This is a genomic window from Verticiella alkaliphila, from assembly GCF_018904615.1.
Lineage (GTDB): Bacteria > Pseudomonadota > Gammaproteobacteria > Burkholderiales > Burkholderiaceae_B > Verticiella > Verticiella alkaliphila.
The window spans coordinates 65,453-77,554 of the sequence record NZ_JADCNH010000004.1; the positions used below are offsets into that span (position 1 = coordinate 65,453).

Annotated in this window: 14 protein-coding genes; 7 read left to right on the top strand and 7 right to left on the bottom strand. The window is 65.7% G+C overall.

The genetic code is table 11. The features are described from left to right. Window positions 1–36 precede the first annotated feature (36 nt). From IMZ29_RS04375 to rpsT, 5 genes are all read left to right on the top strand, one after another. Window positions 37–1,932 (top strand): ABC transporter ATP-binding protein, encoded by a 1,896-nt coding sequence (locus IMZ29_RS04375; protein WP_216181009.1) that lies wholly within the window; start codon window positions 37–39, stop codon window positions 1,930–1,932. 57 nt (window positions 1,933–1,989) lie between these two features. After that, complete coding sequence (gene modB, locus IMZ29_RS04380) at window positions 1,990–2,667, top strand: molybdate ABC transporter permease subunit (protein ID WP_216181012.1); 678 nt, start codon at window positions 1,990–1,992, stop codon at window positions 2,665–2,667. Between the two features lie 19 nt (window positions 2,668–2,686). After that, window positions 2,687–3,427: a molybdate ABC transporter substrate-binding protein gene (modA, locus tag IMZ29_RS04385; protein ID WP_216181015.1), complete on the top strand. Its 741-nt coding sequence runs from the start codon at window positions 2,687–2,689 to the stop codon at window positions 3,425–3,427. A gap of 6 nt (window positions 3,428–3,433) precedes the next feature. Then, window positions 3,434–4,216, top strand: a complete 783-nt coding sequence (locus IMZ29_RS04390) for an ABC transporter ATP-binding protein (RefSeq protein ID WP_216181018.1) — start codon at window positions 3,434–3,436, stop codon at window positions 4,214–4,216. Window positions 4,217–4,361: 145 nt separating this feature from the next. Continuing rightward, entirely contained in the window at window positions 4,362–4,634 is a 273-nt protein-coding gene (rpsT, locus tag IMZ29_RS04395; protein ID WP_216181021.1) for a 30S ribosomal protein S20, read from the top strand. A gap of 188 nt (window positions 4,635–4,822) precedes the next feature. On the opposite strand, the gene IMZ29_RS04400 is transcribed toward rpsT, so the two are convergent. The 6 genes from IMZ29_RS04400 to IMZ29_RS04425 form a co-directional block, all read right to left on the bottom strand. Then, window positions 4,823–4,972 (bottom strand): hypothetical protein, encoded by a 150-nt coding sequence (locus IMZ29_RS04400; RefSeq protein WP_216181024.1) that lies wholly within the window; start codon window positions 4,970–4,972, stop codon window positions 4,823–4,825. Further along, window positions 4,969–5,676, bottom strand: coding sequence for a TerC family protein (locus IMZ29_RS04405; RefSeq protein WP_216181027.1), 708 nt, complete (start codon window positions 5,674–5,676; stop codon window positions 4,969–4,971). Before IMZ29_RS04405 ends, IMZ29_RS04400 begins: the two co-directional genes overlap by 4 nt. A gap of 149 nt (window positions 5,677–5,825) precedes the next feature. Continuing rightward, on the bottom strand, window positions 5,826–6,710 hold the full coding sequence (gene sucD, locus IMZ29_RS04410; RefSeq protein ID WP_216181030.1) for a succinate--CoA ligase subunit alpha: 885 nt from the start codon (window positions 6,708–6,710) through the stop codon (window positions 5,826–5,828). A gap of 24 nt (window positions 6,711–6,734) precedes the next feature. Further along, window positions 6,735–7,895, bottom strand: coding sequence for an ADP-forming succinate--CoA ligase subunit beta (gene sucC / locus IMZ29_RS04415; protein WP_216181033.1), 1,161 nt, complete (start codon window positions 7,893–7,895; stop codon window positions 6,735–6,737). 8 nt (window positions 7,896–7,903) lie between these two features. Further along, entirely contained in the window at window positions 7,904–8,539 is a 636-nt protein-coding gene (locus tag IMZ29_RS04420) for a DUF2889 domain-containing protein (RefSeq protein WP_216181036.1), read from the bottom strand. Between the two features lie 114 nt (window positions 8,540–8,653). Next, window positions 8,654–9,565, bottom strand: coding sequence for an alpha/beta fold hydrolase (locus tag IMZ29_RS04425; protein WP_216181038.1), 912 nt, complete (start codon window positions 9,563–9,565; stop codon window positions 8,654–8,656). Window positions 9,566–9,639: 74 nt separating this feature from the next. Here IMZ29_RS04425 and IMZ29_RS23050 point away from each other — a divergent pair, with 74 nt between their 5' ends. Together IMZ29_RS23050 and IMZ29_RS04430 are read left to right on the top strand one after the other, a co-directional pair. Then, window positions 9,640–9,768 (top strand): hypothetical protein, encoded by a 129-nt coding sequence (locus IMZ29_RS23050; protein ID WP_256445151.1) that lies wholly within the window; start codon window positions 9,640–9,642, stop codon window positions 9,766–9,768. 221 nt (window positions 9,769–9,989) lie between these two features. Then, window positions 9,990–11,171, top strand: coding sequence for a glycosyltransferase family 9 protein (locus tag IMZ29_RS04430; RefSeq protein ID WP_216181041.1), 1,182 nt, complete (start codon window positions 9,990–9,992; stop codon window positions 11,169–11,171). Between the two features lie 107 nt (window positions 11,172–11,278). Here the strand turns inward: IMZ29_RS04430 and fabI are convergent, their stop codons facing one another. Continuing rightward, the gene (gene fabI / locus IMZ29_RS04435) at window positions 11,279–12,064 is read right to left on the bottom strand and encodes an enoyl-ACP reductase FabI (RefSeq protein ID WP_216181044.1); all 786 of its coding nucleotides are present in this window, start codon (window positions 12,062–12,064) and stop codon (window positions 11,279–11,281) included. Between the last annotated feature and the right edge of the window lie 38 nt (window positions 12,065–12,102).

The following is a 12,102-nucleotide window of genomic DNA, read 5'->3' on the forward strand; positions in this document are numbered from 1 at the left end:
GGGCCGCAGGCTTTGCCCTATTACCGACGCTTCTTCATGTCCGGTCACCGTATCGAGCTTCGCAGCCAGGTCTTTCGCGACGTCCTGGGCTATACCCTGCGCCACTGGGGCGGACAGCCCGGGCGCATCGCGGGCATCGTCCTGCTCGTGTTGCTCTCGGCGGGTGCCGATGTGCTCGTACCGCTCTATGCGGGACGCCTGGTCGAGGCCGTCGCTTCGAGCGCGCCTGGGGACGCCATCGCCCGCGAGGCCGCCTGGACGGCCTTTGCGATCGTGCTCGCGCTGGGCCTCACCCGCGCCGTGCTGCGTCAGTTCGTCTTTCACAACATCATCACGCTCACGCTGCGCATGATGGGACGCATCGCCCAGGATGCCTTCGGCCGCGTGCAGCGCCTGTCAACTGACTGGCACGCCAACAGCTTCGCCGGTTCGACCGTGCGCAAGATCACGCGCGGCGTCTGGGCGCTGGATCTGCTCAACGACACCCTGCTCATTGCCCTGCTGCCTGCGGCCGTCATGCTCGTGGGCGCCACCGTGATGCTGGGCATGTCTTGGCCCATCATGGGGGTCGTCGTGGGCGTGGGGGCCGTTCTCTACCTAGGCGTTACCGTCGTGATGTCGCTCGCCTACGTGGCGCCCGCCGCTCGCCTCGCCAACGCGTGGGATACGCGCCTGGGCGGGGCATTGTCGGATGCGATCAGCTGCAATGCGGTGGTGAAGGCCTTTGGCGCGGAAAAGCGCGAAGAGGCCCGACTCTCCCGCGTGATCGACAAGTGGCAATCGCGTACCCGGCGCACCTGGGTGCGCGGCACCATCAACGGCGGCGTGCAGGCGGCCATGCTGATCGGCATGCAGGCCGGCCTGCTCGGGGTATCGCTGTACCTCTGGCAGACGGGCCAGGCCAATGCCGGCGACATCACGCTGGCACTCAGCATGTTCTTCATCCTGCAGAGCTACCTGCGCGACATCGGCATGCACATCCGCAACCTGCAGCGTTCGGTCAACGACATGGAAGAACTCGTCGCGCTCGAGCACCTGCCGCCAGGCATTGCCGATGCCGTCACGGCACGCGCGCCCCAGCTAGCCCGTGGCGAGATCCGCTTCAACGACGTGACCTTCCGTTATGGTCAGCATCCCGTCGCGCTCTTCTCGCGGTTGAACGTGCGCATCGCACCCGGCGAACGCGTAGGGCTGGTCGGTCCCTCCGGCTCGGGCAAGACCACGTTCGTGAAGCTGATCCAGCGGCTCTACGACGTGACGGGCGGCAGCGTCACCCTCGATGGCGAAGACGTGCGTGAACTGCAGCAGGCCGCGATGCGGCGCCAGATCGCCATCGTGCCGCAGGAGCCCGTGCTCTTTCATCGCAGCCTGGCAGAGAACATCGCCTATGGCCGTCCGGGTGCGACCCGCGAAGAGGTCGAAGCGGCTGCCCGCCTCGCGAGCGCCCATGACTTCATCGCACGCCTGCCAGGCGGCTACGAGACATTGGTGGGCGAGCGCGGCGTGAAGCTCTCCGGTGGCGAGCGTCAACGCGTGGCCATCGCCCGCGCCTTCCTGGCGGACGCCCCCATCCTCATCCTGGACGAGGCCACCTCCAGCCTGGACAGCGAGAGCGAGACCCTCATCCAGGCGGCGATGCAGCGCCTCATGCAAGGACGCACCACGCTCGTGATCGCACACCGCCTGTCCACCGTGCGCGAGCTCGATCGTCTGCTCGTCTTCGAGAAGGGGCAGGTGATCGAAAGCGGCACGCATGCCGAGCTCATCGCCCGCCCGGACGGCGTCTATCGCCGGCTGCTTCAGCACCAGGCCGAGGGGATGCAGCTGGGCGAGGCGGATGAAGCCGCCTTGTTGGCAGATCAGGATGCCGAGGCATCTTCCGCATCGGGCTTGGCAGCACCACGACCGACCGTTATATTCCTGGGAACATAACGAAGCTGGTCATCTTGCCGTGTCCCTCTCTCGCGCACACCCGCAAGCGGTTGCTGCATGACGCCCGGTCTCCTGGGCGGCATCGACTGGTTTCCGCTGGGTCTCTCGCTCAAGGTCGCGGGTGTGGCTACACTCATCGCGCTGGTGGCCGGCGTCGCGCTCGGCTGGGTGTTCAGCCGCTTCCGGTTCCCCGGCCGTTCGGTGCTCGAGGCGGCCTTCATGCTGCCCCTGGTTTTGCCGCCCACCGTGATTGGCTATGCCATCCTGGTCGCCGCGGGCCGCCGCAGTCCGCTCGGCAACTGGCTGCGCGAGCACCTTGACTACAGCATCATCTTCCATTGGCACGGCGCGGTCATCGCATCGGCCGTGGTCGCCCTGCCTCTGGTGCTCAAATCTGCGGGCGCGGCCTTCAATCAGGTCGATCGCTCGCTCGAGGCCGCGGCCAGCACGCTGCGCCAGCCACGCTGGTCGGTGTTCCTGCGCATCACCCTGCCCCTCGCCTGGCCCGGCATCCTCGCGGGCACCTTGCTCGCCTTCGCACGGGCCATGGGCGAGTTCGGCGCCTCGTTGATGGTGGCCGGCTCCATTCCCCAGCGCACGCAGACGCTCTCCATGGCCATCTACGACGCAGCCCAGGCAGGCGAAGACGACGTCGCGCTCGTGCTGGTCGTCGTCACCTCTGTCCTCTCGATCGCCATCCTCGTGCTGTCCAACCGGCTCTTCTCCCCTCGCTGACATGTCTCAGGAAAACCGCATGCGCCCGCTTTGGCTTGCCATTCTCGCCGCTCTCCCATTGACCGCGACGGCGGCTGAACTCACCGTGTCGGCTGCCGCCAGCCTCACCAACGCCTTCAAGGAGATCGCCCCCCGCTTCGAAGCGGCGCATCCCGGCGATACCGTGCGGCTGAACTTCGCGGCGTCGGGCACGCTGCTGCAACAGATCGACCAGGGCGCGCCCGCGGACGTGTTTGCAAGCGCCGATCAGCCAACGATGGACCGCGCAGCGCAACAGACACTGATCGATCCGGCCTCGCGCCGCGATTTCGTCTCCAACCGCCTCGTGATGGTCGAGCCCGCCCAGGGCGGCAAGGGCCTGGCCGCGCTCGCCGATCTGCAGCAGCCCGGCGTGCAGCGCATCGCCGTGGGCAAGACGGCCACGGTGCCGGCCGGTCGCTATACGCAGGCCGTGCTCGAACACGCCGGACTCTGGAGCACCCTGCAACCGAAGTTCGTCCAGGCCGACAACGTGCGCCAGGTGCTGGATTACGTGAGCCGTGGCGAGGCCGATGCGGGCTTCGTCTACCGCACGGATGCCGCGCTCATGAAGGATAGGGTGCGCGTGGCGCTCACGACCCAGGGGCACGAGCCGATTCGCTACCCTGTCGCCGTGGTGGCAGCAAGCCGACAGCAGCCACTCGCCCAGGCCTTCATCGATTTTCTCGTCACGCCGCAGGCCCGCCAGATCCTGGACAAGTACGGTTTCGGGGCGCCCTGACCCGATATGATCGACGTCGACATCCGCCTGCAGGTCCAGGATGGCCAGCGCCAGTTTGCGCTGGCGGCGAGCTTCGCCACCGAGGCGGGGTTCGCCGCGCTGTACGGGCCGTCTGGATCGGGCAAATCGCTCACGCTGCAGGCGATCGCCGGGTTGCTGCGCCCGCAGGCGGGACACATCCGGTTGAACGGGCGCACGCTCTTCGATGCGGCAGCGGGCGTGGACATCGCGCCGCCTGCCCGGGGCGTGGGCTACCTCTTTCAGGACTACGCGCTCTTTCCGCACCTCACCGTGCGCGAAAACGTTGCCTTCGGGCTCACCACCTGGCCGCGGCGCCAGCCGGCGCCCGCTCAGCGCGCGCGCGTGCAAAGCCTGCTGGAAGGCTTCGGTCTCGCGGCGCTGGCCGACAGCCGGCCTCGCACGCTGTCTGGCGGCCAGCAGCAGCGCGTCGCGCTGGCCCGTGCGCTGGCCTGCGAGCCGCAGGTGTTGCTGCTGGACGAGCCGTTCGCGGCGCTCAATCCCATGCTGCGCGACGAATTGCGCGCCGAACTCGCCACCGTTCGGCGACAATGGGGAATTCCCGCGCTCATGATCACCCACGACGCCGACGACGTGCTGGCACTGGCCGACGTGGCCTTCGTGTATGCGCAAGGCAGTATTGTGCGGGAGATCGACGTGCACGATGCCCGGAGTCGGGAACGGACCCGGGAAGCATTGGGGGTGGACCGCCCCGCCGATTCGCCCACCCAGCGTCGCGTGCGCGCCTTGTTGCATACGTCAGACGGCTGACACGATCGAATTTTCCCGTCACCCCTTGCAAGATGTTGGCCTTCCCGATAAAATCGTGGGCTTTGCATCGTCAGCTTTAATTATTGCCCTTTATGGCGCCCGATTTCGCGGGCACTGCTTCTAGGGCACCTAACTTCGGACACTCATGGCCAATTCCGCCCAAGCCCGCAAGCGTGCCCGCCAGGCCGTTGCTACCAACAAGCACAACTCCAGCCTGCGCTCCATGCTGCGCACCTCGATCAAGCGCGTTCGCCAGGCCATCGAAGCCGGCGACCAAGCCGCTGCGAACGACGTGTTCAAGAAGGCCACCAGCGTGATCGATCGCGTGGCTGACAAGAACATCATCCACAAGAACAAGGCTGCTCGCCACAAGAGCCGTCTGTCCGCCGCGATCAAGGGCCTGCAAGCCGCCGCTTGATACCGCGCCCCGGCCCTGGCCGGGTGACAGCATTGCCTTGACCGACTAGCCCGCCTCGTGCGGGCTTTCGGTTTTGGGCAGGCGCATGTCGCGCGTACCGAAGCTGCGCATCGCACCCTCCCCTCGCCGATCCACGCAAAAACGCCGCCTCCCCGAAGGCAGGCGGCGCCTTTGCACAGCAGCGGGATTCAGGCGACCAGGAAGGTCAGCACGATCCAGGCGACGATGCCCAGCCCGCCCAGCAGGCTGAGCAGCTGAAGCAGACTGATACCGAGCATGCGCCTGCCGGGGTAGCCCCCCTTGAGCTTCGTCTCGGTGAGTGTCGGCTTCGATGTCATGCAGGATCTCCTTTCAGGCGACGGCTGGCAATCCACTTGCCCATGGCCACCACGAACAGCGCGCCGACGACTTCGGCCGCGATTTTGATCATCGGATCGACAGCGCCACCCAGCTGATTGACGACGAAAACGTCAGTCACCAACATGCCGCCAGCGATCCACCCTAGCAACGCGGCACCAAAGGTGACCACGAGCGGGAAACGATCGATGAGCTTGAGCACCAGCGTGCTGCCCCAGATGATGATGGGCACACTGACCAGAAGGCCGAAGATGACGAGGCCCAGCTGATGATCCGGATGGGCATTCTGCGCGGACCCGGCGATGGCGATGACGTTGTCCAAGCTCATGACGAAGTCCGCCACGATGATGGTCTTGATCGCCGACATGAGCGTGGTGCCACCGTCGATATTGCCATGGTCCTCGTCCTCTGGGATCAGCAGTTTGATGCCGATCCAGAACAGCAGGACGCCGCCCACGACCTTGACGAACGGAATCGCCAACAGGGTCACGGCAAAGAAGATCAGGATCACGCGCAGGATGATGGCGCCCGCCGTGCCCCACAAAATCCCCTGCAGACGCAGATTCTTCGGCAGATTACGGCACGCGAGTGCGATCACCACGGCATTGTCGCCGCCCAACAGAATGTCGATCAGAATGATCTGAAGAACAGCGCCCCAGGCCAGTGTCTGGAAAAACTCAAGCATGAATGCATCCCCTCAACGTAAAAAGCGCCGCGTAGCACGCGGCGCCATCTCGGCGAGACGCGATGCCGGAAGCATCGTGCGGCAAACGGCGCGGGCGGATTCTATTGGGTGTCCGCTCATGGCCGTCTACCGACATCTCGCCTGTCTGATCAGCCCAGAATGGACTTGAGCAGCTTGCCCATCTCGGACGGGTTGCGCGTGGTCTTGATGCCGCACGCTTCCATCACTTCGAGCTTGGCGTCGGCCGTGTCGGCACCGCCGGAGATCAGCGCGCCGGCGTGGCCCATGCGCTTTCCGGGAGGGGCGGTCACGCCCGCAATGAAGCCAACCACCGGCTTCTTCATGTTGTCCTTCACCCAACGCGCGGCTTCGACTTCATCCGGGCCGCCGATTTCGCCGATCATGATGACGGCGTCGGTGTCGGGATCGTCATTGAAGAGCTTCATGACGTCGACGTGCTTCAGGCCGTTGATGGGGTCACCACCGATACCGACGGCGCTGGATTGGCCCATGCCGAGTTCGGTGACTTGCGCCACGGCTTCGTACGTCAGGGTGCCGGAGCGGCTGACGATGCCGATGCGGCCCTTGCGGTGGATGTGGCCGGGCATGATGCCGATCTTGATCTCATCGGGCGTGATGAGACCGGGGCAGTTCGGGCCGAGGATCAGCGTCTTGCTGTTGCGCGCTTTCATGCGGTTGCGCAGCTCGAGCATGTCGCGAACGGGGATGCCTTCGGTGATGCAGATGGCCAAGTCCAGGTCAGCTTCGACGGCTTCCCAGATGGCGGCAGCAGCGCCCGCGGGCGGCACGTAAATCACCGACACGGTGGCGCCGGTGGCGGCCTTGGCTTCGGTCACGTTGGCGTAGATCGGCACGCCTTCGAAATCTTCGCCGGCACGCTTGGGGTTGACGCCGGCCACGAAAGCGGCCTTGCCGTTCGCGTATTCACGGCACATGCGGGTGTGGAACTGGCCCGTCTTGCCGGTGATGCCCTGCGTGATGACTTTGGTATCTTTGTTGATCAGAATCGACATGTTGGCGAAATCCTTGACTGTCGGTTATTTGGTAGCGGCGACGACCTTCGTCGCGGCTTCAGCCATCGTGTCGGCGCTGATGATGGGCAGGCCCGATTCGGCGAGCATCTTCTTGCCGAGGTCCTCGTTGGTACCCTTCATGCGCACGACGAGCGGCACGGACAGGTTGACGGCCTTGCACGCGGTGATCACGCCTTCGGCGATGACGTCGCAGCGCATGATGCCGCCGAAGATGTTGACCAGGATCGCCTTGACGTCCGGGTTCTTCAGCATGATCTTGAAGGCTTCGGTGACCTTCTCGGCCGTGGCGCCACCGCCCACGTCCAGGAAGTTCGCCGGCTCGCCGCCGAAGAGCTTGATGGTGTCCATCGTGGCCATGGCCAGACCGGCGCCATTCACCAGGCAGCCGATGTTGCCATCGAGCTGGATGTAGGCGAGGTCGAACTTGCTGGCTTCGATTTCGGCCGGATCTTCTTCGTCCAGGTCGCGGTAGGCGACGATGTCCGGGTGACGGAACAGCGCGTTCGGATCGAAGTTGAACTTGGCGTCCAGGGCGACGACGTTGCCCTTGCTGTCACGGTTCAGCGGGTTGATCTCGACGAGCGAGGCATCCGTTTCCATGTAGCACTGATACAGCTTCTTGAAGATGTCCACGGCCTGGGCGGTGGAATCAGCCGGCATGCCGATGGCATCGCTGATCTTCTTGGCCTGCTCGTCGGTCAGGCCGGCGATCGGGTCGATGTACTCGGTGATGATCTTCTCGGGCGTCGAGTGAGCGACTTCCTCGATGTCCATGCCGCCTTCGCTCGAGGCGATGAAGGCCACCTTCTGGGTGCCACGATCGGTCACGACCGACACGTAGTATTCCTTCTGGATGTCCGCGCCGTCTTCGATGTAGAGACGGTTGACCTTCTGGCCGTCGGCGCTGGTCTGGTGCGTGACGAGCTGCATGCCCAGGATCTGGCCAGCGATCGTACGGACCTCTTCGAGCGAGCGGGCGAGCTTGACGCCACCGCCCTTGCCACGGCCACCGGCGTGGATCTGGGCCTTGACGACCCAGACCGGGCCGCCCAGCGTCTCGGCAGCCTTGACGGCTTCGTCCACCGAGAACGCCGGAATGCCGCGCGGGACCGCGACGCCAAACTTCTTCAGGAGCTCCTTGCCCTGATATTCATGGATTTTCATGCGTAACCTTATGAGTCGCTTGAAGAGGAAGAAGGAGAAGACGCGCTGGTCAGCGCCGATGCCGGCTCGGCGTCGGAGCGCGCAGCGCCCTCGGCCGGCGCGGCGTACCAGCGCGGATAATCGCGTTTGACCACAGTGCCATCCACGCGCAAGGCGTGGCAGCCATCGAGCTGAAAGGGGCGCGTGGTCGACTCCGCATCAACCGGCAGATCGCGGTGCCGTCCACCCAGAGTCTGCACTGCCACGGTCGGGAGGACCGCGGCAAGCTCGCTCATGTGGATGCAGCCCGCCGTGCGGCCGAAGCGGGCCTTCACGCTGCCACGGAAACCGCGCAGCAGGTTCATTCCGACCAGGTCGCCATAGCCCGGCGCGATCGCCGAGCAATGCTCGTCGTAAGGCGCGGCACCGTAGGCAGCCATGGCATCGACGATGTCGAACCCGTCGTTGATAGTGACGCGAACATGCATGTGATGCACCGCATCCCCCGCCCGCTTGATGCCCGTGCGCGTGGGAAAGTCATACGCCTTGAGGTCGATGAGCTCGGCCTCGAGGTCGTACAAGCCGTCTTCCCTGGCAAACGTCCGGACCTGAATGGACCGGGTGTGCAAGGGCTCGCGAGGCACGGTGGGAAAAGGCAATGACATGCGCAGAAATGCTGCGGTCGGATAAACCTGTGGAGTATAGCGCAGGGGCGTGACGACAGCGCGCCTCTTTCGGGAACCTCGACGCCGGCCGCCGGTCTGACGCCCCCGCCACGATCATCCCGCCAGCGCACGCTGCAACGCCTCACGCACGGCCTCGGGCTTCTCGTGCGCCACCCAGTGCCCTGCCCCCACGATGCGCTCGACGCACAGATCGCTGCACAGGTCGGACAACCCTTCCAGCAACGCGGGCGGCAGCGCCCGATCCTCCTCCGCCCAGACGACACGCACCGGCACGGCGGTGCGCCACTGCGCAGGGTCCAGGTCGGGAACGGTCGACGCCGCCCCCGGTTCGGGTGGATGCAGCGGCGAGGCCCGGTAGTAATTGACGGCGCCTGAAAGCGGATGCTCGCCAGCCGAGCCGGGGGTGCGCCACATGGCGTGATAACGCTCGCGCAGCGCCGGGGTGTACCAGTCACTCGACTGCCCGTAGGCAGTGAAGAACCCATCCATGCGGGCATGCGCATCGGCCGCCAGGCGCGCTTCGGAGCCGGGCGCGCGCAACCAGTTCATGTACTGACTCGCCGTCTGCTGCTCGGGGTCGCACGCGAGCGCCTGGGCAAAGAGATAGGGGTGCGGCGAATTCAGGATGACAAGTTTGTCCACGACCTGCGGGGCCCGAATCGCCACGTTCCAGCACACCGCGCCACCCCAGTCGTGGGCGATGATCGTGGCCCGCTCGCGCCCCAGCGCACGGATCAGTCCGAGCACGTCGCCCACAAGCTCGCGCGGCGCGTAGCGCTCCACACCGGCGGGCTTGCTCGACCGGTTGTAGCCGCGCAGATCGGGCGCGACCACATACCAGTCGTCGGCGAAGGCGGGCATGAGATGCGCCCAGGCGAAGCCCGCTTCCGGAAAGCCATGCACGAAGAGCAGCAGCGGCGCCTGCGGATGGCCGCAGGCCAGATAGTGCAATTGGATGCCGGGTGCGACATCGGCGAAGTGGCCTTCCGTGACGGTGTGCTGCATGGAATCATCTCCTGTGTCGTTATCGTCAAAACCCGCTAGAATGGCGGGTTTGCAAGCCCACCTGGAGAATCAACATGGCCGAACGCAAGCGCGTGCGTCGCAACACCCTGGAGCGTCGCTGCCTTGGCAAGACCTTCAAGCGTCTTTTCAAGGACTCGCCCAAGAGCGTCTTCAAGATGCTCGAGAAGATCAAGCGCGTCTGACGCGTTCGATCGTCGAGGGACGCCATCGTCGATCCCCGGAGGCCACGGCCTTCGATCCTCGAGGGCCATACCCTTCGATCTTAGCTGCACCGACCCCGCCTGGCGCAAGCCACGCGGGGTTTTTGCTGTGCGCGTCGCCGCCCTATCTCTGCAAAATCTCCACACACTCTGGTTGCCATTGAGACATATTCGGACGCGTGATTTGCGGTTCAATGCTGGGCATGCCCGTGTTGAACCGAGCCCCCCGTCACGTCCTGATCGTCGCCTTGCGTTACCTCGGTGACGTGTTGCTCACCACGCCGCTGGCCCGCGCCGTGCGCGAGCGCTACCCCGATTGCGCCGTCGACATGCTGGTGTTCCAAGGCACGCAGGGCATGCTCGAGAACAATCCGGACGTGCGGCACGTGCACACCATCGCCGAGCGTCCCGCCAAAGGCGAGCTCCCCGCCCTGCTCAATACACTGCGCCGCCAGTACGATCTCGCACTCATCCCCCAGCCCGGCGATCGGCCGCACCTCTTCGGCCTGGTCGCCGCCCGCGTTCGCGTGGGCCTGGTCCCCCCGAAGCTCGGCCATGCCTGGTGGAAACGGATGTCGCTGCGCCAGCCGCTGCCCACGCTCGCGCACACGCACCGCATCCATGAGAACGAGCGTGTGGCGGCGCTCGTGGACGCTCTGCCCGCGCGCACGGTGGTGCCGCCCACGGCCGGGCTCAGGCGAGAAGACTGGGCAGTACGCCTCGACCTGGCGTTCGACGTCGCACGCCCCTTCGCGGTGCTGCACCCCTCACCGCGGTGGCGCTACAAGCAATGGCATGACGCCGGTTGGTGCGCCCTGACGGCGCGACTGCATGAAGCCGGTGTGCAGGTGCTCGTGAGCGGCGGGCCCGGCGAGGCTGAATCTCAATACCTGGATCGCATTCTGGCGCCGTTGCCCGCCGACGTCCGGGCGGCCCTCATCCGCATCCAGGGCAAGCTGAGTCTGGCCGAGATGGCGGACCTGCTGAAGCACGCGCACCTGTACGTGGGCCCCGACACCGCCACTACCCACCTGGCCGCGGCGTGCGGCACACCCACGCTGGCCTTGTTCGGCCCGACCGATCCCCGCCAGTGGGGGCCGAGCCCCGCCAGTGGACTCGATCAGGGCTGGGCGGCGATCGCCCCCACCCAGCGTCGCGGCAACGTCATCATGCTGCAGCAGCCGTTGCGCGCCTGCGTGCCGTGCCAGCTCGAAGGCTGCGAGCGGCATCGCGGCAGCCACAGCGACTGCATGGATCAGATGCCGACGCAGCGCGTGGTGGACGAGGCCATGGGATTGCTCACGACGCGCGCTGGCCGTCATAAAGCAGCCACAGCAAATCACGACGCTGGGCCTCGCGAGGACGTCCTGTCACATTGCGCCTGACAATGCGATCAACGCCGAGACCGACACCAGTCTCGCGTCGCAAAGAAAACAGGGAGCCTGGGCTCCCTGTTCATCACAACGGCCGGGGCAGCGCCCCTGCGCGCCGCTTACTCATCCATGCCCGGCACGACCGTCGAGAAACCCGAGTCGACGTGCGTGATCTCGCCCGTGATGCCACCGGCAAGGCTGGAGAGCAGAAACGCGGCGGCGTTGCCGACGTCATCGATGCTCACGTTGCGGCGCATCGGCGCGTGGGCTTCCACGTAACGCAGGATCTTGGAGAAATCCTTGATGCCGCTGGCCGCGAGCGTCTTGATGGGGCCGGCGGAGATGCCGTTGACCCGGATGCCCTTGGGGCCGAGATCGTTCGCGAGATAGCGCACGCTGGCTTCCAGCGCGGCCTTGGCCAGACCCATCGTGTTGTAGTTCGGCACGACGCGCTCGGCGCCGAGGTACGACAGCGTCAGCACGCTCGCGTCACGGCCCTGCATCATCGGCAGCGCGGCCTTGGCCAGTGCCGGAAAGCTGTAGGCCGAGATGTCGTGAGCGATGCGAAAGGCCTCACGCGAGAGTCCATCGAGGAAGGTGCCGGCAATCGCCTCGCGCGGGGCGAAACTAATGGCGTGCACCAAGCCGTCCAGCCCATCCCAACGCTCGGCGAGCGACGTGAAGACGCCTTCGATCTGGTCGTCCTCGGCCACGTCGCAAGGCAGCACGATGTCGCTGCCGAATTCGGCGGCGTATTCGGCCACGCGCTCCTTGAAGCGCTCGCCCACGTAGGTGAAAGCGAGCTGCGCCCCCTGCGCATGGCAGGCGCGCGCAATGCCGTAGGCGATCGAGCGGTTGGACAGCACGCCCGTGACGAGGATGCGCTTATCGGCGAGAAAACCCATGGATGACTCCTGTAGATGGCTTCAGAGTGAAGGGAAAG